The sequence below is a fragment of the Pseudomonas sp. UFMG81 genome (assembly GCF_015354575.1).
Classification (GTDB): Bacteria; Pseudomonadota; Gammaproteobacteria; order Pseudomonadales; family Pseudomonadaceae; genus Aquipseudomonas.
This window is the reverse complement of record NZ_JACAFQ010000038.1, coordinates 17,778-35,724: the sequence shown is the minus strand read 5'-3', so window position 1 is coordinate 35,724 and position 17,947 is coordinate 17,778. Positions and strand designations below refer to the sequence as shown.

Genomic DNA, 17,947 nt, shown 5'->3' with positions numbered 1-17,947 from the left:
GCCCATTCGCCGGCAAGGCCGGCTCCTACGGATAAAGCGTGATCCTGGCTTCGTAGGAGCCGACTTGCCGGCGAACAAAACCACGCGTTGCCAGGCACCGGCTCTGCCGGTGTTCGCCGGCAAGCCGGCTCCTACAAAAAAACTTGGTATGCCATATTAGCCTTACCCCGACCGAATCCCCCTCAAAAGCACCTTTCGTCCAATAAATACGGGCATTTCCCTTCAAGAAACCCAGACGCTGCCGATGGCCTGAGTACCTGCCTCATGTCTCGAAAAAAACAACTCCGGGAGCGTGGATGAACATCAAGCAAAAACTCACCTGGGCCTTCGCCGTCATCGCCGGGCTGCCCATCGTCATCGTCGCCACCCTGGTGGTGGTCAACCTGCGTGGCGAAGCCCGCGACGATTTCCTCGACAACAGCAGCCGCGAGATCCGCCAGGTCGGCAACGCGATGAACCTGTTCTTCCAGGGCATCACCCAGAACGTCGACTACCTCGCCGCGCAGCCGCTGGTGGCCGCCAGCGCCGACAACGTGAAAAAGCACATCAGCGCCGACGCCGCCAGCATCGCCCCCGGCGAGCAGGACAAGGCCCTGTTCGACCTGTTCAGCCGCCTGGCCCAGAGCCACCCGGACTACGCCTACGTCTCCTATGGCCTGAAGGACGGCGGCTACGCGTTCTGGCCGGGCGACCCGAAGATGGCCAACTACGACCCGCGCACCCGCCCCTGGTACCAGGCCGCCATGGCCAACCCCAACAAGACCCTGCGCACCGCCCCCTACTACTGGGCCGGTGACGACGCGGTGCTGGTCAGCACCGTGCGCGCCGTGGCCAACCAGTTGGGCAGCCCGGGCGGCGTGGTCAACATCGACGTGTCGCTCAAGGGCCTGACCGAGATCGTCAAGCAGATCAAGCTGGGCGAAAGCGGCTACCTGATCCTGATGGAGAACAACGGCAACGTCATGGTCGACCCCCGCGACGCCAGCCACAACTTCAAGCAGCTCGCCAGCTTCGGCGACGGCTATGCCGAGCTGGCCAAGGCCGGCAAGGGCCTGGTCGAAGTCCAGATCAACGGCGAGCGCTACATGGCCAACATCTACCCCGACGAGCAACTGGGCTGGACCTTCATCGGCCTGATCCAGCACGACGAAGTGATGCAGACCACCACCCGCCTCACCTGGCTGATCGGCGCCGTGGCGCTGATCCTCGCCGCCGTGTTCGCCGCGGTGGGCACCGCCTTCGCCAAGCTCATCGTGCGCCCGATCAACAGCGTCACCAACGGCCTGGAAGACATCGCCCAGGGCGAAGGCGACCTGACCCGCAACCTGGAAATCCGCGGGCGCGACGAAACCGCGCAGCTGGCCAGCTGGTTCAACCAGTTCCTGGGCGCCATTCGCAGCCTGATCCAGCACATTGGCGCGGCGGCCAACAAGATCCTCAGCACCTCCAGCAGCTCGACCCGGGTCTCCGGCGACATGGCTGAAGCCGCCGGGCGCCAGCGTGAAGCGGTGGACATGGTGTCGACCGCCTTCCACGAAATGGTCGCCACCGCCAACGAAGTCGCGCGCTCCTGCAGCCAGGCGGCGATGTCCGCCGACAGCGGCCAGCAGCAGGCCCGCGAAGGCCAACAGCAAATCGACGCGGCGGTGCAAAGCGTCGACCGCCTGAGCCAGGAGATCGAGCAGTCGGCGCAGTCGATCCAGCAACTGGAGCGCGACAGCAACGCCATCCAGTCGATCCTCGGCACCATCCGTTCGATCGCCGAGCAGACCAACCTGCTGGCGCTCAACGCCGCCATCGAGGCCGCCCGCGCCGGCGAGCAGGGCCGCGGGTTCGCCGTGGTCGCCGACGAAGTGCGCGCGCTGGCCAAGCGCACCGCCGACTCCACCGCCGAGATCGACGGCCTGCTGGGCAACCTGGCCAGCCGTACCGCCGAGGTGGCGCAGCAGATGCACGCCAGCATCGAAGTGTCGCAGCAGTCGGTCAGCCGCATCGGCCTGGCCCGCGACAGTTTCGGCCAGATCCGCGAGTCGGTGGATGTCATCCGCGACATGAACACCCAGATCGCCACTGCCGCCGAAGAGCAGCACCAGGTGGCCGAGGACATCAACCGGCACATCAGCCAGATCCATGGTGACGCGCAACTGGTGGCCGAACTGGCCCAGGCCGCGCGCCAGGACTCCGAAAGCCTGGCCGGGCTGTCCAACGAGCTGGATACGCTGGTGCGCAGGTTCCGTACCTGACAGTGCCCCCTATCGCCGGCAAGCCGGCTCCCACAGGTCTGCTGCAATCGCGAAACCTGTGGGAGCCGGCTTGCCGGCGATAGGCCCTCCCGATCGTGCGGTATCGCTACAACTTCAATTCCCCCGGCGTCGCCCCGAACAGTTGCCTGAACGCCGCGATATAGGCCGAAGTCGAGTCATAACCACACCCCAACGCCGCCTGGGTCACACTCTCCCCCGCCTCCAACAGCGCCAGCGACGACAACAGCCGCATGCGCTGGCGCCAGTTGCGAAAACTCAACCCCGTCTCGCGCTGGAACAGGCGCATCAGGGTCTTCTCCGACACCCCCAACTGCACGGCCCACTGCTGCAAGGTCTGCGGCTGGTCTGGCGCGGCGATCAGGCCATTGCACAGCGCCAGCAACCCGGGGTGGCGAGGCAACGGCAGGCAGAAGCCCACCTGCGGCAAAGTCCGCAACTGGTCGAGCAACACGGCCACCAGCCGCGCCTCGGCACTGTCCCCTTCCGGGTAGTCGACCGCAAACGTACAAAACTGCTTGATCAATTCACGGGCCAGCGGCGTGACTTCCAGCACACGGCATTCATCCGTCGCCCAGGGGCAGGCATCGCGGCGCACATAGAGGCTGCGCATCTCGGCCTGCATCGACGTCACCACTTCGTGCTCGGCCCCGGCCGGTATCCACACCCCCCATTGCGGCGGTGCGAAATAGCTGCCGTCGCGGGTGTAGACGCCGAGCACTCCGCTGATGGCATAGGAGAACTGCACCCAGTCATGCTGGTGGCGCGTGGTCCAGGAGCCGGCGCCAAGGCTTTCGGCGCGGGCATAGAGCGGCCTGGGCAACGCGTCCAGGGCCGGAATCGCTCGGGGGGCGGGAATGTGTCCGGTGGCCGACATGATCTCCTCACAGTGTTTCCGGTCGGACCAGACTATCAGGTAAGTGGCAGCGCATCGCGGGGCAAGCCCGCTCCCACAAGATCCGTGGAGCGGGCTTGCCCCGCGATGAGGTCTCTGTCTGCTCGCTATCGCTCGACGATCGCCGTCACCCCCTGCCCACCCGCCGCGCAGATCGAGATCAACCCGCGCCCCTTGCCGCGCTGCTTCAGCAACTTGGCCACGTTGGCCAGGATGCGCCCACCCGTCGCGGCGAACGGATGCCCCGCCGCCAACGAGCTGCCCTTGACGTTCAGCTTGCTACGGTCGATGGCCCCCAAGGGCGCGTCGAGCCCCAGGCGGGTGCGGCAATAGTCGGGGTCCTCCCAGGCCTTGAGCGTGCACAGCACCTGGGCGGCAAAGGCTTCGTGGATCTCGTAGAAGTCGAAGTCCTGCAGGGTCAGGCCATTGCGCGCCAACAAGCGCGGCACCGCATAGACCGGCGCCATCAGCAGCCCCTCCTGGCCATGCACGAAATCGACAGCGGCGTTTTCGCCGTCGACCAGGTAGGCCAGCACCTCCAGCTCATGGGCCTGGGCCCACTCATCGGTCCCCAGCAACACCAGCGAGGCGCCATCGGTCAGCGGTGTGGAGTTGCCAGGCGTCAGGGTGCCCTGGCCACTGCGGTCGAATACCGGCTCGAGCCTGGCCAGTTGCTCCAGGGTGAGGTCGGGGCGCAGGTTGTTGTCGCGGGTCAGGCCCAGGTAGGGCGTGAGCAAGTCGTCATGCCAGCCCTCGGCGTAGGATGCCGCCAGGTGCTGGTGGCTGCGCAGTGCCAGCGCGTCCTGCTCGGCACGCTCGATGTGCCAGGTTTGCGCCATGCGCTCGCAATGCTCGCCCATCGACAACCCGGTGCGTGGCTCGCCATTGCGCGGCAACGCCGGCTGCAGATGGCGCGGGCGCAGTTTCAGGAATGGCTTCAGGCCCTCCCTCAGGGTTTTGCCCCGATGCGCCTGCAACAGGATCTGCCGCAACCCCTCGTTGACCGCGATCGGCGCATCGGAGGTGGTGTCGACGCCACCGGCAATGCCACTGTCGATCTGCCCCAGGGCGATCTTGTTGGCCACCAGCAGCGCCGCCTCGAGCCCGGTGCCGCAGGCCTGCTGGATATCGTAGGCCGGCGTGCACGGCGACAAGCGGGAGCCGAGCACGCATTCGCGGGTCAGGTTCATGTCATGGGAGTGCTTGAGCACCGCGCCCGCCGCCACCTCGCCCAGGCACAGGCCATGCAGGCGGTAACGCTCGATCAGCCCTTCCAGCGCAGCAGTGAGCATCGCCTGGTTGCTGGCCCTGGCGTAGGCGCCGTTCGAGCGCGCGAAGGGGATCCGGTTGCCGCCCAGAATCGCGACCCGACGAATAGAACGCATGCCTGTACCTCCCAAAGCAAATAGATCCGTAAGCGTAGGTTCTTTTAGCCCGGTCGAACGCCCCTGCCACAAACTTGGTCCACACTTGCATGCTTGCCATCAGGGAGAGACCCACACATGAGCGATCGCTATCTCGGTTTTGCCAATTCCAACCTCGGTCGGCGCCTGGTCGATGCCCTCGGCCTGCCACGCCCGGTGCCGCTGGAGCGCTGGCAGGCCGGCCGCCTGCGCCCGGTGGAGGGCGCGCTGGTGCTGGGTGGCGGGCCACTGGCCAAACAGGTCGAGGCATTTGCTGCGCGCCTGACCGGCGAATGCTACCGCTTCGATGACGACACCCTGGCATCTCCCGCCTGGGTCGCCGGGCTCGGGCCCAAGCTCAAGGCCCTGGTGTTCGATGCCAGTCATCTGTCCGACAGCGACCAGCTCAAGCAGTTGCGCGAATTCTTCCAACCCCTGCTGCGCAGCCTGGCGCCCTGCGCGCACATCGTCATCCTCGGCCGCCCGCCGGAAAGCCTCGACGACCCGCAGGCGCTGGTCGCCCAGCGCGCCCTCGAAGGCTTCAGCCGGTCACTGGGCAAGGAACTGCGCAACGGCGCCACCGCCAACCTGCTGTACGTCGGCAGCGATGGCGAGGACCAGCTCGAAGGCGCGCTGCGCTTCTTCCTCTCGCCCAAGAGTGCGTTCGTTTGCGGCCAGGTGCTGCGCCTGGGCCATTGCACCGCGCACGTCGAGGACTGGACCCGCCCGCTGGCCGGGCGCCGCGCGCTGGTCACTGGCGCCGCCCGTGGCATTGGGGCGGCCATCGCCGAAACCCTGGCCCGTGACGGTGCCCAGGTGACGCTGCTTGACGTGCCCCAGGCGCAAAAAGACCTCGACGCCCTCGCCGAACGCCTGGGCGGCCGCGCCCTGGCCCTGGACATCTGCGCCGCCGACGCCGCCACGCAGCTGGTCGAGTCGTTGCCCGAAGGCCTCGATATCGTCGTGCACAATGCCGGTATCACCCGCGACAAGACCCTCGCCAACCTCACCCCCGAGTACTGGGACGCGGTGCTGGCGGTCAACCTCAAGGCCCCACAGGTGCTGACCCAGGCACTGTTCGAGGCCGGCAAGCTGCATGACGGCGCGCGTATCACCCTGCTCGCCTCGGTCAGCGGCATCGCCGGCAACCGCGGCCAGGCCAACTACGCGGCGAGCAAGGCCGGGCTGATCGGCTTCGCCCAGGCCTGGGCGCCCAAGCTCGCCGAACACGGCGCCAGCATCAACGCCATCGCCCCCGGCTTCATCGAAACCCATATGACCGCCGCCATGCCCATCGGCCTGCGCGAAGCCGGGCGGCGCCTGAGCTCGCTGGGCCAGGGCGGGCTGCCACAGGATGTCGCCGAAGCCATCGCCTGGCTCAGCCAGCCGGGCTCGGGCACGGTCAACGGCCAGGTCCTGCGCGTCTGCGGCCAAGCACTGATGGGGGCCTGACATGACCGTTACCTGGCATGACCTGCACAGCCCCGACAACCGTGCGAGCCTGTACCTGCGTGCGCTGCGCAAGCGCAGGATCAGCGGCAGCCGGCTGCCGGAGCAAGGCCTGCGCTGCTTCCTGCGGGTCGACACAGGCAACCTGGCGGCCTATCGCAGGCTCTGCCACTTCGCCGACGATGGCCGCCTGCCGGGCACCTACCCGCACATCATGGCGTTCGCCCTGCAGCTGCAATTGCTCACCGCCCACGGTTTCCCGTTCCCACTGCTGGGCATGGTGCACCTGCACAACCGCATTGACGTGCTGCGCCCGCTCGGCGGTATCGACGGGCTGCGGTTTTCGGTGCATGCCGAAAACCTCAAGCCCCACGAAAAAGGCGGCACCTTCGACCTGATCACCGAGGCCGAAGATGGCTTGGGCCTGCTCTGGCGCGAAAACAGCCGCATGCTCGTGCGCGGCCTCAAGCTCGAGGGCAACAGGCACGCCGCTACCGAAAGCGAACCCGCCGAGATGCCCGAAGCCACCCGATGGTATGCCGACAGCGATATCGGCCGGCGTTACGCACGGGTGTGCGGCGACTACAACCCGATCCACCTGAGCGCAGTCAGCGCCCGCCTGTTCGGCTTCCCCAAGGCCATCGCCCACGGCATGTGGAGCAAGGCCATGGCGCTGGCGGCGCTGCAAGGTCATCTGCCCAAGGCGGGCTACAGCTTCGAGGTGGATTTCCGCAAGCCGGTGCGGCTGCCGTCGGAGGTGGTGCTCAGCGCCAGCGCGGCGGCGCCTGAGGGCGAGCTGCGGCTGGATGGGCATGGCGGGTTGCAGCACATGGTCGGGCGCTGGCGTTCCGGCTGAGTGATGTCACTTGCTTTAGTGCACGCCTCGCCGGAAGCTATGCGCCACGAGGAGAGCCCGATGAACCTGCAAGCACTGACCGAGCGTCTGCACCGGATCCGCGACAGCAACGACTGGCGCGGTTTCCACAGCCCGAAGAACCTGGCCATGGCCGCCAGCGTGGAAATGGCCGAACTGGTGGAAATCTTCCAGTGGCTCAGCGAAGACCAGTCACGCCAACTGCCCCCCGAGCAACTCGCCCACGCAGGCCAGGAAGTCGGCGACATCGTCCTCTACCTGTTGCTGCTGTGCAGCGAACTGGGCCTGGACATGAACGAGGTGGTGCAGGCCAAGCTGGCCGACAGCGAGAGGCGCTTCGCCAAATGAACGACCGTCACTTCGATGAACTGGCCACCCGCTTCGCCGAAAAGATCTACGGCGGCGCCAAAGGCGCGATCCGCCTGGCGGTGCTCCAGGCCGACCTGGCCGAGGCCCTGCCCGACCGCCCGCTGCGCATCCTCGACATTGGCGCCGGCCTTGGCCACATGGCCTTGTGGCTGGCCCAGCGCGGCCACCAGCTGACCTTGGCCGAGCCCGCCGAACCCATGCTCGAAGGCGCCCGCGCACGCTTCGCCGAGGCCGGTGTGCAGGCCACGTTCATCCAGGCGCCATGGCAGGATTTGCTCGGCCAGCTCACCGAGCCCTACGACCTGGTGCTGTGCCACGCCGTGCTGGAGTGGCTGGCCGAGCCGGAAACCATCCTGCCAGTGCTGCACCAACTGACCGCGCCCGGCGGCTGGTTGTCGTTGGCCTTCTACAACCGCGACGCACTGGTCTACCGCAACCTGCTCAAGGGCCATTTCCGCAAGTTGCGCAGTAACCGCCTGGCCGGCGAAAAGCAAAGCCTCACCCCGCAAAAACCGCTTGATCCACGCCAGTTGCGGGCGCAACTTGAACCTCAGTGGCAAGTCGAATGCGAAAGCGGCGTGCGCGTGTTCCACGACTACATGCCCAAGGAGTTTCAGGACAAGGCCGAGCTGCTCGACCTGCTGGAGATGGAACTGGCGCACCGTCGCCACCCAAGCTTCGCCGGGCTGGGCCGCTACCTGCACTGGATCTGCCGCCCGCACTGACATCAACGCCAGGAGGAACCATGCCGTACCGCTTGCTCTGCCTGGCCCTGTTGCCCCTCGCCCTGGCCGCCTGCCAGGGCAGCAACCCCTACGTGGCCAGTGGCAATCCGATCCCACCGGCGCCGCCCCAGGCCGCCGGCACGTTCGATGCCAGCGCCTACCCATCACCGCCCCGCGACTATGGCCGCTATCGCAGCTGGCGCTGGCGCGAGCAACCCGCGGGCCTGGCCAACGCCGCACCTGGCCAGCTCGCCGATGCCGTCAGCGGCGCCCTCGACCAGCATGGCCTGCGCCCGGCCCACAGCGGCGCGGCCGACCTGCTGGTGAGCGCCGACATCCGCCTGGAGCGGCGCCTGCGCCAGGTGCGTGACTACGACTACTACGACCCCTACTACGGGCCTTACCCCTATGGTGGGGTCGGCGTGGGCGGCTACCGCAACGGCTATGGTGGCTACGCCAGCGTGCCCATCGTGCGCACCTACGAAGTCGAAGTGATGGTGGTGCGCATCGACCTGTTCGACGCCCGCGACGGCCAACCGGTGTGGAGTGCCAGCGCCGAAAGCGGCAGCGACAAGGACTCGCCGCGCGATCGCGAAAACGCCCTGCGCGAATCCGTGAGCAAGGCGCTGAGCGGCTATCCTCCCAGTTAACATTTAACGGAGAACCATCATGTTGCGCCGTCTCGTGCTTCTGTCCTTCGCGCTACTGCTCACCGCCTGTTCGAGCAACAACGTCCAGCAGGATTTCGATGCCAGCCGCGATTTCGCCGCCTACCGCAGCTGGGCCTGGCAGGAACCCGCCCTGCAGTACCGCCCGGATGACCCACGGATCAAGAGCGACCTTACCGAACAACGCATCCGCCAGGCCGTCGCCGACCAGCTCGACCAGCGTGGCCTGCGCCCGGCCCAGGGCAACGCCAAGGCCGATGTTAAGGTGCGCGCCTACCTGATCGTCGAGGACCGCCAGCAGCAGATCACCACCAACTACGGCGGTGCCTGGGGCGGTTACTGGGGTGGCTACTGGGGCGGGCCGATGTACAACGAAACGCGCAGCGTCGACTACAAGGTGGCGACCATCCAGGTCGACCTGTTCGACGGCCGCGACGGCAAGCTGGTGTGGCGCGGCAGCGCCGAGCAGATCATGAACAACTACCCGCCCAGCCCGCAGGAGCGCAACGCCGCGATCCAGAAGACCGTCACCCAGGTGCTGAGCCACTACCCGCCGCACTGAGAGCGCCGTTGCCCCGACAAACCGTCTCCTACAGCTTTAATTTTGCACATTCCCTGTAGGAGCGGCCTTGTGCCGCGAAAGGGCTGCATCGCAGCCCCGGCTATCTGTGGCGCACGCTAGGGCCATGGGGCCGCTTTGCGGCCCTTTCGCGGCACAAGGCCGCTCCTACAGGGCGAACAGCCACGGTAACGCCACCAAGGCAACGTGCCATCACCTTGACTACACTCCTTGCACCGCCGCCGCGCTGCCGGGCCACTGGCCGGCAAAGGAGTGCCCGTGGTTCCCCGATTCGCTGTGCGCCAACGCGGCGCAATCGGCCTGATGGCCGCGCTGACCCTGGGCTTGGCCCTGTTGTTCATGCTGCTGAGCGTCGACAGCGGGCGCCTCTACCTCGAGCAGCGCAAGCTGCAGCGTATCGCCGACATGGCCGCGCTGGAGGCCGCCGAACACGCTGGAGTCTGTACCGGCAGCGGCCCGCAGGCTTCGGCCTTGGCCCGCACCGCCGCCACCCGTAACGGTCATGCCGTCAGCGACCCGCTGGTGGCCAGCTGCGGCTACCTGACCACCGGCGCCGGCAACCTGCGCAGTTTCACCGCCGACGCAAACCGCCCCGAGGCGATCAAGGTCGAAGTCGGCAAGCAGGTGACCACCAGCGTCGGCGGCGGGTTGTTCAGCTGGATCGACGGCAACTTCGCGCGTACCACCAACTTGCATGCCAGCGCGGTGGCGGCCAAGGCCAGCCCACCGCAGGCGATGCTGAGCATCCGCAGCAGCCTGGCCACGGTCAACTCGAACCAGGGTGCCGTGCTCAATGCCCTGCTAAAGGCCTTGGGTGGCAATACGCAGCTTGACCTGCTGGGTTGGCAGGGCATCGCTAACACCCAGCTCAACCTGCTCAAGTACCTTGATCAACTGGCGGTGGACCTGCACCTGGATGTGGGCGACTACCAACAACTGCTGAACCTGGACACCAGCGCCACCACCTTGCTCAAAGCCGCAGCCACCGTGCTGCAAAAAGGGGGCGTCGCCGCCGACGTGACGACCAATCTGCTCAAAGTAGCGCTTGACCTCCCCGATCAGATGACCGTCGGCCAATTGCTGAATATCCAGAGCGGTACCGCCCAGGCCGGGCTGGATACCAGCATCCAGCTGTTGCAGCTGGTGCAGGGCGTCATTCTGGTAGCGACCCAGGAACGCGCGGTCAATGCCGAGCTGCCCATCAGTATCCTGGGGTTGGCGAGCGGTAAAGTTCAGCTGCGCATAATCGAGCCGGCCCAAATGTCCGCAATCGGTGATCCACGCACCGATACATTGCGGGTACACACCGCCCAGATCCGCGCACTGATATCACTGGACCTGCCCGTCTTGCAGTTCGTCACCGGTCTGCTCAATGCCGTCCTCGACCTGGCGGCCCCGCTGACCAATGTCCTCAACAACCTGCTCAGCCTCAACCTGCTGGGCACCGTCAACTCGCTGACCTGCGCACTGGGTGTTCCCTGCAAGGTCAGCGACATCATCCTGGTACCCGGCAACGCCAGCTTGCAGGTCGGTCTGGAGGTGGCACAGGCCAGCAGCCGGTTGCGGCCAGCCCCCCCTGACAACTACAGCTGCTCACCGAAGAGCCTGACCACCCTGACCCAGCGCTCGGCGGCAAAGCTCTCTGTCGGCCGTTTCGACTCACCGCAACGGTTCCTCGAACAAGGCAGCGACCCCATCAACAACCCGGTCAGGCCCCTGCCTCTCATCGACATCGGCACCAACGTCTGTAGCCGCATCCTGTTCCTGCCGCCTGCCTGCGGCACTCGAGTACCACTCGCTGGCGGCGGTATCGGCGTACGCATCGACAGCACCGTGCTCGCAGGAGCGCCGGGCGAAAAGCTGCTGGTATTCGCCAGCAACTTCGCCCCATCGAACATCGGCCAGAGCCCGACCTGGCAGTTGATGGACAGCAATCAACCCCAGGTAGTCGCCAGCCTCTCGAACACACTCCTGGGCGTCCATCTGGAAGCGTACAAGCCGAAAAGCAGTACTGTACTTGGCGACGTTCTGGTGCTCACCGCCGGCCTGCTCGATGGGGTGAAGAACATCCTCGAGCCGCTGATCAAGAACCTGTTGAGTACCCTGCTCGACCCGCTGCTCAATGGTTTGCTCAAAGGCCTCGGTATCGACCTGGCCACTGCCCAGGTCGGCGCCAACCTCAGTTGCACCAGCGGCCACGCTCAACTGGTGCAGTGAACCGGCAACTCGATCCGGAAGCACGCCCCCGCTTCGCCGTTGCTCACCGTCAGGCTGCCGCCCATGTGGCTGACGATGCCATGGCTGACAGACAAGCCCAGGCCAGTACCCACCCCGGCCGGCTTGGTGGTGAAGAAGGGTTCGAAGATGCGCTCGTGCAGGTGCGGGTCGATGCCGCCGCCGTTGTCCTCCACCTGCAGGCACAGGCGTGCGCCTTGCAGGCACTGGCGCACCCGGATCCAGGGCTGTGCACAGCGCTGTTCGAGCAGCGCGTCGCGGGCGTTGACCACCAGGTTGATCAGCACCTGCTCCAACTGGTCTTGCTGGCCCAGCACCTGCGGCTGCTCGGCGGGCGCGTCGATATGCAGACTCACGCCCTTGCCACGCAGGCCCTCCTCGAGCAGTGCGCGCGCCCCCTCTACCGCGCCCCAGGCGGCAAAGCCCACGCGCTCGACCGCCGAGCGCCGGCCATACACGCGCATATGCTCGACCAGCCGCGCAGCACGCTCCACCTGGGCCTCGATACGGCGCAGCTTGTCTTGCAAGTAGGCCGGGTCGGCCGCACCGTTCTCCAGGCGCTTGAGTGCATTGACCACCGCCATGCGCATCACGTTGAGCGGTTGGTTGATCTCGTGCACCAGGCCCGTTGCCAGCTCGCCCAGGGTGGCCATCTTCGCCCCCTGCAGCAGTTGTTGCTGGCTGCGCCGCACCTCGGTGTTGTCGCGGCCCACCGCCTGAATCTCCAGCAGGCGCCCTTGCTCGTCGAACAGCCCACGGTCCGCCCACACCCACCAGGCATGCTCGCGGCCGGGCAGCTCCAGGCAGATTTCCGCACTGCTCTGGGGCTGCTCTGGTGTCAGTGCCCGCAGGCGTTGGACGAAGGCCTCGCGCTGGCTGGTGGACATCCATTGGCCAAGGTCGGCGCCCACCAGTTGCTCGGGCGTGCAATGCAGATAGTCGGCCAGCGGCCGGTTGCCGAATACCAGGGTCAGGTCAGGGCGGTAGCGGCAGATCATCGCAGGGGAATCCTCCACCAGCAGCCGGTAGCGCTCCTCGCTCTGGCGCGTGCGCTCGGCGGCCTCGGTGGCTTCGCTGACATCCAGCCACAAGCCCACCACCTCCTGCGGTTGGCCGAGGTCGTCGCGCAGCAGGCGCGCTTCGTCGAGCATCCAGTGATACCCACCCAGCTGGTCGCGCAGGCGATAGCGGCAGCGCACCTGGCCCTCGCGCAGCAGGCAACGGGTGCGCTCCAGCCACAACGGGCGATCGTCCGGGTGCACCGCCAGGCCCGGCTGACGTGCCAGCTCGCCATCGGCCGGCCACCCCAGCAGCGGCCCCAGGCTGGCACTGAAGAAGGTGCTGTGCAGCGCCCCGTCGACGCAGGCCTGCACGTAGATCACCGCCGGCGAGCTGGCGATAAGGTTTTCCAGCCGCGCACGGGCGGCGCCGGCCTGTTGCTCCTGGGCCTTCAGCGCGCTGATGTCGAGCAGAAAGCCGCGCAACTGCCGGCCCTGCAATTGCCCCACCCAGTGGAACCAGCGCGGCGCGCACGCGGTATCGGCTTCGCACACACGCAGGCTCAGGCTCAGCGCCTGGCCCTCGCGGGCCTGCTGCAACGCCAACTGCGCAGGCTCACGGTCAGCCGGGTGCAGGTGCGCCAGCCACTGCTCCAGGCCGAGCTGGCGCGGCAAGCCCAGCGTCGCCGCCAGTGCCGGGTCCAGTTGCAGCGCGCCCTCCAGCGGCCACTCCCACCAGCCCGCGCCCAGCTGCTGCTGGAGGTCGTCGAGATGGCTGGCCTGTTGCCCCAATTGCTGGCGACGATGGCGGGCCAGCAGTGGCTCGACCAGGGTTCGCGCCAAGGCCAGCGCCATGTCGGCCGGGGGTACCTGGGCGGCGCCTGCGCACAATAACCAAGCCTCGGCATCCTGCCCCTGCCGATAGGGCAGCAGGAACAACGAGACGCCACCACACAGGGCCAGCAGCTCGGGGTCATCGTTCACTTCGATCAGGGTTTGCGCAGGCAGGCGCAGCAGCCAGCGCTGCAAGCGGCCATCGTCCGGCCACGGCCAGCGGCCCTCGCTGCTGGCGAAATGGCGCCAGCCGCCGTGCTCGCGCAGCATCAGGCGCAACGACGTGGCCTGCCAGTGCTCGGCCAGGGTTTGCAACTGCTCGCTGGCGGTCTGCACCAGGCGCTCGGCACCGCATTCGCGCAAGGCGTGGCCGATTTCACCGAACAAGGGGCGTTGTCGGTCCCAGCGCTGCTCGCGCAACAGGTCGCCAATATCGAACAGCTGCAGCAGCCAGGCCTGGCCATGGCGTTGCAACCAGCCCCGGGTATGCAGGTCGTGGCCCATCACGGTATGGAAGTCCAGGTCCAGCGGCTGCCCTTGCCAGTCGCCGGGCTCGCCCTCGATCACCAGCCAGCTGTGCCGTTGCAAATAGTCATGCAGCCGCGCACCAGGCTGCCCGGGCAACGCCAGCAAGGTGCGCAGCGGCCCCGCCAGGCGCAGCACCCGGCCTTCGTCGTCGAGCAGCAGCTGCAAGCCGACGGCAGGCAAGGGCTCTGGCTCATAAGCGGCTGGCGCTGGCGGCGTGCGCCAGCGGTCGAACAGGCTGCCGCTCACAGTTGCAGGCTCGCCTGGGCCTGCAAACGCTCGGGCAGCTTCGGCACTTCGCCGATCACCGGCAGCACCAACACCGGCACCACCCGTTCAAGCCGCTCACGCGGGTAGTCGATGGCCACCGTCAGCAGCTTGTCCGCCCCCACGGTGACCCGGGTGTCACCCGCGACGCTGAAGCCCAGGGCCGCCGGCATCCAGGCCAGTTGCTGGCCGATCACCTGGCGCGCCACGCCCTGCACGTCGCTGGCGTAGGTGGCGCTCGCCGGGTCGACGGCCACGCAACGGCGCACCGCCTCGCTGCTGGCCTGGTTGAACGACTGCAGCATGAGCATCGGCAGCGCATAGCTGACCACGCCATAGAACACCGCGAAGAACACCATGAACACCGCGACAAACTCGATGGCTGCCGCGCCTTTTTGCCGTCCCGCCGGGCTTGCTTGCATGATCGCGTCTACCCTGACTGTGAGACCTGTCTGACAGCATAGAACCGTTCAACGAATAGGGATGGCAATTTGCCAATGCAAAGCATTGTTCTCCTGATGTGGCTTGCCTTGTGCACCGAACAAGATGTCCGCGAACGACAGATTTCCAACGCCCTGACCCTCGGGGGCGCGGCCTGCGCGCTGCTGTGGCTGTTCAGCACCGGGCACAGCTGGATCGGCGCCGATGCCAGCGAAGCCGGCTGGGCCTTGGCCATCGTCATGCTGCTGACGCTGCCCGGCTACATGCTCGGCCGCTTCGGCGCCGGCGACGTCAAGCTGATGGGCGCCCTGGCCCTGGCCACCAGCCCGCAGTACGTACTGGGCACCTTCATCGGTGCCGGTATCACCGTGCTGGCCTGGCTGCTTGGCCGGCGCCGGCTGTGGACCCTGCTCAACCCCAAGCTGAAGAAGCGCTTGCAGAAGCTCGCCGAAGAAGTCGGCGACAAGCAGCCCTTTGCCCCCTATGTGCTGGCAGGCTTCCTGCTCACCGCCGTTTGGATCCAATAGCGACTGAACCACCGGAATAGGTGTAGAGTCCATGTACATAATTGCAAAGTGCGACTACTTTTCTTGCTGCCATCGCCTCTGGCCCGGGAGCGAGGCCGATACGACAGGGAGTTGATCGTGAACAAGTCCGTCAGTGAGGTTAAGGTTCTGGTTGTCGACGATCAGCCATTGATCGTCGAAGAGCTGTGCGATTTTCTTGAACATGCCGGCTACCGCTGCATCCCGGCTCATTCCACCGACCAGGCCATCGAGTGTTACATCGCCGACGAAGCCATCGGCCTGGTGCTGTGCGACCTGCACATGCCCGAGCGCGATGGCATCGAACTGGTTCGCGCCTTGAAGCAGATCACCGGCAGCCAGCGCATGTTCGAGGCGATCATGCTGACCGGCCGCGCCGAAAAGCAGGACGTGATCCGCGCCTTGCGTGAAGGCTTCGCCGACTACTACCAGAAACCCATGGACCTCGACGAACTGCTCGAAGGCATACGCCGCCAGGAAGAGGCGTTGCTGGAGCGGCAGCGCAACGTCCACGTGCTGGGCAGCCTCAACCAGCGTTTGCAGGAACTGGCGGAGTCCATCGACGACCTCTACCAGGACCTGGAAAAAGCCCGAGGCCAGGGTACCCACCGCAGGTCCACGGATGTCGAAGACACCGAGCCCGAGCTGCCACCGGCCTTCGAAAAGTTGTCACCCCGCCAGCTGGAAGTGGCCAAGCTGGTGAGCAAGGGCAAGACCAACTACCAGATCGCCTGCGAGCTGGGCATCACCGAGAACACGGTCAAGCTCTACGTCTCGCAGGTACTGCGCCTGACCCACATGCACAACCGCACCCAGCTGGCGCTGGCGCTGACACCCCGCTCCTCGCCCGTGCATCAGCGTTTCATCACCCACTGAACAACAAGCATGCGCGGTCGCCGTAGGAGCCGGCCTTGCCGGCGAACACCGGCCTAGCCGGTGCCATGCCCCGCGTTGCCTGGTTCGCCAGCAAGGCTGGCTCCTACGGGATGACGCTGTCCGGCCCCCTCTCACCCGCCATTGTTCGACGAGCTGATCTTGGTCCAGCGATAGAAGTCGGGAATCTCGTACTTGTAGGTGTCCAGCCAGCGCTGCATCGACTGGTCCCGCTCCTTGTCGGTCTGTTGCTGAAGCACGGGCGACGCCTGGCGGTTGCTGGCCTGTACCCGCAGCAGCGCTTCGGTGGCCGTTTCGGCCCTTGGTTCCTGGGCCTGCGCCAGCAGTGGCATGGCCAGGCACGCCATGAGTGTCCAGGGTCTGAACATGATCACCTCCCCTCTTTAATTGATGGCCGTCGCCGGTGTGCTGCTCACCGCCAGCCGGCCGCGCCCGCTGGCCTTGAGCTGCGTGGCACGGGCCTGGGCCTCGGCGAACTGCTCGGGCTTCAGGTGCAGGCGCTTGACCAGGTCCTCGGCCTGCGCCCAGTTGTCCTGCACCAGCGCCAGGGTGACCAGGTTGACCGCTGGCAGGGCGTTGTCATCTTTCAGCTCGATGGCGGTGAGGAACTCGAAGCGCGCCTGCTCATGGTTGCCCAACTTCATCTGCACCAGCCCCAGGTCGTTGCGCACTTTCTCGTCGGTCGGCGCCAGGCGCACCGCCCGTTGCAGGTTGCGCAGGGCCTGGGTGTCATCGCCGCGGGCCGCAGCCAGCTGGCCAAGGCCATGTTCGCCCTCAGCCGCCAGGCAGCCACCCACCAGGCTGCGGTAGAGCGGCTCGGCCTCGCCGCGCCCGAGCAGGCGCAACACCTTGGCCTTGCGCAGGCGCACCTGGTCGAGGGTTTCAGGCAGTTGTTCCAGGTGCGCAAGCCCGGCATGCGGGCGGCCTTCGCTGATCATCTGGTCGGCCATGTCCAGGCTCAGTTGCTGGTCGGCGTCGGGCTTGCCACAGCTGCCACCGCTGAACAGGCGGCCCAGGCTTTCACTCGACTGGCCGGCACAGCCGGTCAACAGCAACAGGCCCGTCAACAGCATGATCGCTTTCATCCATTCCCCCTCAGGATCCCAATGCCCGCGCCAACGCGGAAAAGCCCGGCCCGGCCAGCACGATGAGCAAGGCCGGGAACAGGAACACCATCATCACCGCCGACATTTTCGCCGACATCTTCGACACCCGCTCCTGCAGGCCCGTCAGGCGCCGGTCGTCGAACAACGCCTTGAGCGCCAGCAGCGACTTCATCGAGCCACTGCCCTGCACCAGCAACTGCTGCAGCACCACACAGGTGTCGATGAACTCGTCCACCGCCAGCAGGCGCGCGGTCTTCTCAAGCTCCGGCCCCAACGCCAGGCCCGAGTCGACCCGCTGCAATACCAGGCGCAACTCTTCGCTGATGTTCGGCACCAGGCCACGCCCCTCCTGGGCCAGCACCCGCAAGGCCTGCTCCACCGCAAGGCCGGTCTCGAACAGAATGCGCAGCAAGGGGATCAGCAGGCTCACCTCCAGGGCGATCCGCCGCTGGCGGCGCGCGGCGGCGGCCGCCAGCAGGCGCTTGGGCAGCAGGTAGCCGGCGCCCAGCGCGCACAGCACCAGCACCATCCAGTTGCCACGGCGTTCCCCCGGCAAGCCATGCACCATCACCAGTACCACCCCGGTCAACAGCAGCGGCAGCCCCAGTTGCAGGGCGGCGAACAGCGCCCGCTGCCGGCTGCGCCGCCAGCCCAGGCGATCGAGCAGCGCCTGGGTTTCGCCATCCAGCCGTTGCAGGCGCTGCCCCAGCGGGCTGCTGCCCAGCCAGTGCAGCCAGTCCCCCAGGCGCTCGTCCCGGGCCAGCCGGCCTTGCAGGCGCCGCGCTACCCGCTGACGGGCGCGCAGTTGGCGTGCCGCCTGCAAGGCCAGCAGGGCGAAGGCGGCGAACAGGCACAAGGCACTGAGCAACAGGGCCATG

At 66.7% G+C, this 17,947-nt stretch carries 17 protein-coding genes and 1 pseudogene; 11 read left to right on the top strand and 7 right to left on the bottom strand.

Annotation, left to right across the window (positions count from 1 at the left end):
- Positions 1-296: 296 nt before the first annotated feature.
- Together IX761_RS27730 and IX761_RS27725 are read left to right on the top strand one after the other, a co-directional pair.
- A pseudogene (locus IX761_RS27730) lies at positions 297-1,385 on the top strand (cache domain-containing sensor histidine kinase); the annotation flags it as partial.
- Between the two features lie 90 nt (positions 1,386-1,475).
- Positions 1,476-2,243: a methyl-accepting chemotaxis protein gene (locus IX761_RS27725; RefSeq protein WP_416366809.1), complete on the top strand. Its 768-nt coding sequence runs from the start codon at positions 1,476-1,478 to the stop codon at positions 2,241-2,243.
- A gap of 106 nt (positions 2,244-2,349) precedes the next feature.
- On the opposite strand, the gene IX761_RS22555 is transcribed toward IX761_RS27725, so the two are convergent.
- Both IX761_RS22555 and IX761_RS22550 read right to left on the bottom strand, forming a co-directional pair.
- Positions 2,350-3,138 (bottom strand): AraC family transcriptional regulator, encoded by a 789-nt coding sequence (locus IX761_RS22555; RefSeq protein ID WP_194791718.1) that lies wholly within the window; start codon positions 3,136-3,138, stop codon positions 2,350-2,352.
- Positions 3,139-3,263: 125 nt separating this feature from the next.
- Positions 3,264-4,541 (bottom strand): acetyl-CoA C-acetyltransferase, encoded by a 1,278-nt coding sequence (locus IX761_RS22550; protein ID WP_194791717.1) that lies wholly within the window; start codon positions 4,539-4,541, stop codon positions 3,264-3,266.
- A 117-nt stretch (positions 4,542-4,658) separates the two neighbouring features.
- Here IX761_RS22550 and IX761_RS22545 point away from each other — a divergent pair, with 117 nt between their 5' ends.
- From IX761_RS22545 to IX761_RS22515, 7 genes are all read left to right on the top strand, one after another.
- Positions 4,659-6,011: a 3-oxoacyl-ACP reductase gene (locus IX761_RS22545; RefSeq protein WP_194791716.1), complete on the top strand. Its 1,353-nt coding sequence runs from the start codon at positions 4,659-4,661 to the stop codon at positions 6,009-6,011.
- A gap of 1 nt (position 6,012) precedes the next feature.
- Complete coding sequence (locus IX761_RS22540; RefSeq protein WP_194791715.1) at positions 6,013-6,864, top strand: MaoC family dehydratase; 852 nt, start codon at positions 6,013-6,015, stop codon at positions 6,862-6,864.
- Between the two features lie 60 nt (positions 6,865-6,924).
- Positions 6,925-7,230, top strand: coding sequence for a MazG-like family protein (locus IX761_RS22535; protein WP_194791714.1), 306 nt, complete (start codon positions 6,925-6,927; stop codon positions 7,228-7,230).
- Complete coding sequence (locus tag IX761_RS22530) at positions 7,227-7,976, top strand: methyltransferase domain-containing protein (RefSeq protein ID WP_194791713.1); 750 nt, start codon at positions 7,227-7,229, stop codon at positions 7,974-7,976. The genes IX761_RS22535 and IX761_RS22530 overlap by 4 nt, the downstream gene beginning before the upstream one ends.
- A gap of 20 nt (positions 7,977-7,996) precedes the next feature.
- On the top strand, positions 7,997-8,626 hold the full coding sequence (locus tag IX761_RS22525) for a DUF4136 domain-containing protein (RefSeq protein ID WP_194791712.1): 630 nt from the start codon (positions 7,997-7,999) through the stop codon (positions 8,624-8,626).
- Between the two features lie 19 nt (positions 8,627-8,645).
- Positions 8,646-9,206: a DUF4136 domain-containing protein gene (locus IX761_RS22520; protein WP_194791711.1), complete on the top strand. Its 561-nt coding sequence runs from the start codon at positions 8,646-8,648 to the stop codon at positions 9,204-9,206.
- A gap of 276 nt (positions 9,207-9,482) precedes the next feature.
- A complete protein-coding gene (locus IX761_RS22515; RefSeq protein WP_323744600.1) occupies positions 9,483-11,441 on the top strand; it encodes a pilus assembly protein TadG-related protein in 1,959 nt (652 codons plus the stop codon).
- Here IX761_RS22515 and IX761_RS22510 read toward each other — a convergent pair.
- Both IX761_RS22510 and IX761_RS22505 read right to left on the bottom strand, forming a co-directional pair.
- Positions 11,426-14,065: an ATP-binding protein gene (locus tag IX761_RS22510; RefSeq protein WP_194791710.1), complete on the bottom strand. Its 2,640-nt coding sequence runs from the start codon at positions 14,063-14,065 to the stop codon at positions 11,426-11,428. The two genes, IX761_RS22515 and IX761_RS22510, sit on opposite strands and share 16 nt — an antisense overlap.
- On the bottom strand, positions 14,062-14,505 hold the full coding sequence (locus tag IX761_RS22505; protein ID WP_194791709.1) for a TadE/TadG family type IV pilus assembly protein: 444 nt from the start codon (positions 14,503-14,505) through the stop codon (positions 14,062-14,064). The genes IX761_RS22510 and IX761_RS22505 overlap by 4 nt, the downstream gene beginning before the upstream one ends.
- A 75-nt stretch (positions 14,506-14,580) precedes the next feature.
- On the opposite strand from IX761_RS22505, the gene IX761_RS22500 reads away from it, so the two are divergent.
- Positions 14,581-15,051: an A24 family peptidase gene (locus tag IX761_RS22500; protein WP_194791708.1), complete on the top strand. Its 471-nt coding sequence runs from the start codon at positions 14,581-14,583 to the stop codon at positions 15,049-15,051.
- Between the two features lie 111 nt (positions 15,052-15,162).
- On the top strand, positions 15,163-15,945 hold the full coding sequence (locus tag IX761_RS22495; protein WP_228533859.1) for a response regulator transcription factor: 783 nt from the start codon (positions 15,163-15,165) through the stop codon (positions 15,943-15,945).
- Positions 15,946-16,076: 131 nt separating this feature from the next.
- Here IX761_RS22495 and IX761_RS22490 read toward each other — a convergent pair whose 3' ends face one another.
- Genes IX761_RS22490 through IX761_RS22480 form a run of 3 tightly spaced genes read right to left on the bottom strand, consistent with a single transcriptional unit; the run spans position 16,077 to position 17,946 of the window.
- The gene (locus IX761_RS22490) at positions 16,077-16,331 is read right to left on the bottom strand and encodes a DUF3613 domain-containing protein (protein ID WP_194791706.1); all 255 of its coding nucleotides are present in this window, start codon (positions 16,329-16,331) and stop codon (positions 16,077-16,079) included.
- Between the two features lie 15 nt (positions 16,332-16,346).
- On the bottom strand, positions 16,347-17,048 hold the full coding sequence (locus tag IX761_RS22485) for a hypothetical protein (protein ID WP_194791705.1): 702 nt from the start codon (positions 17,046-17,048) through the stop codon (positions 16,347-16,349).
- 10 nt (positions 17,049-17,058) lie between these two features.
- The gene (locus tag IX761_RS22480) at positions 17,059-17,946 is read right to left on the bottom strand and encodes a type II secretion system F family protein (RefSeq protein WP_194791704.1); all 888 of its coding nucleotides are present in this window, start codon (positions 17,944-17,946) and stop codon (positions 17,059-17,061) included.
- Position 17,947: the final 1 nt, after the last annotated feature.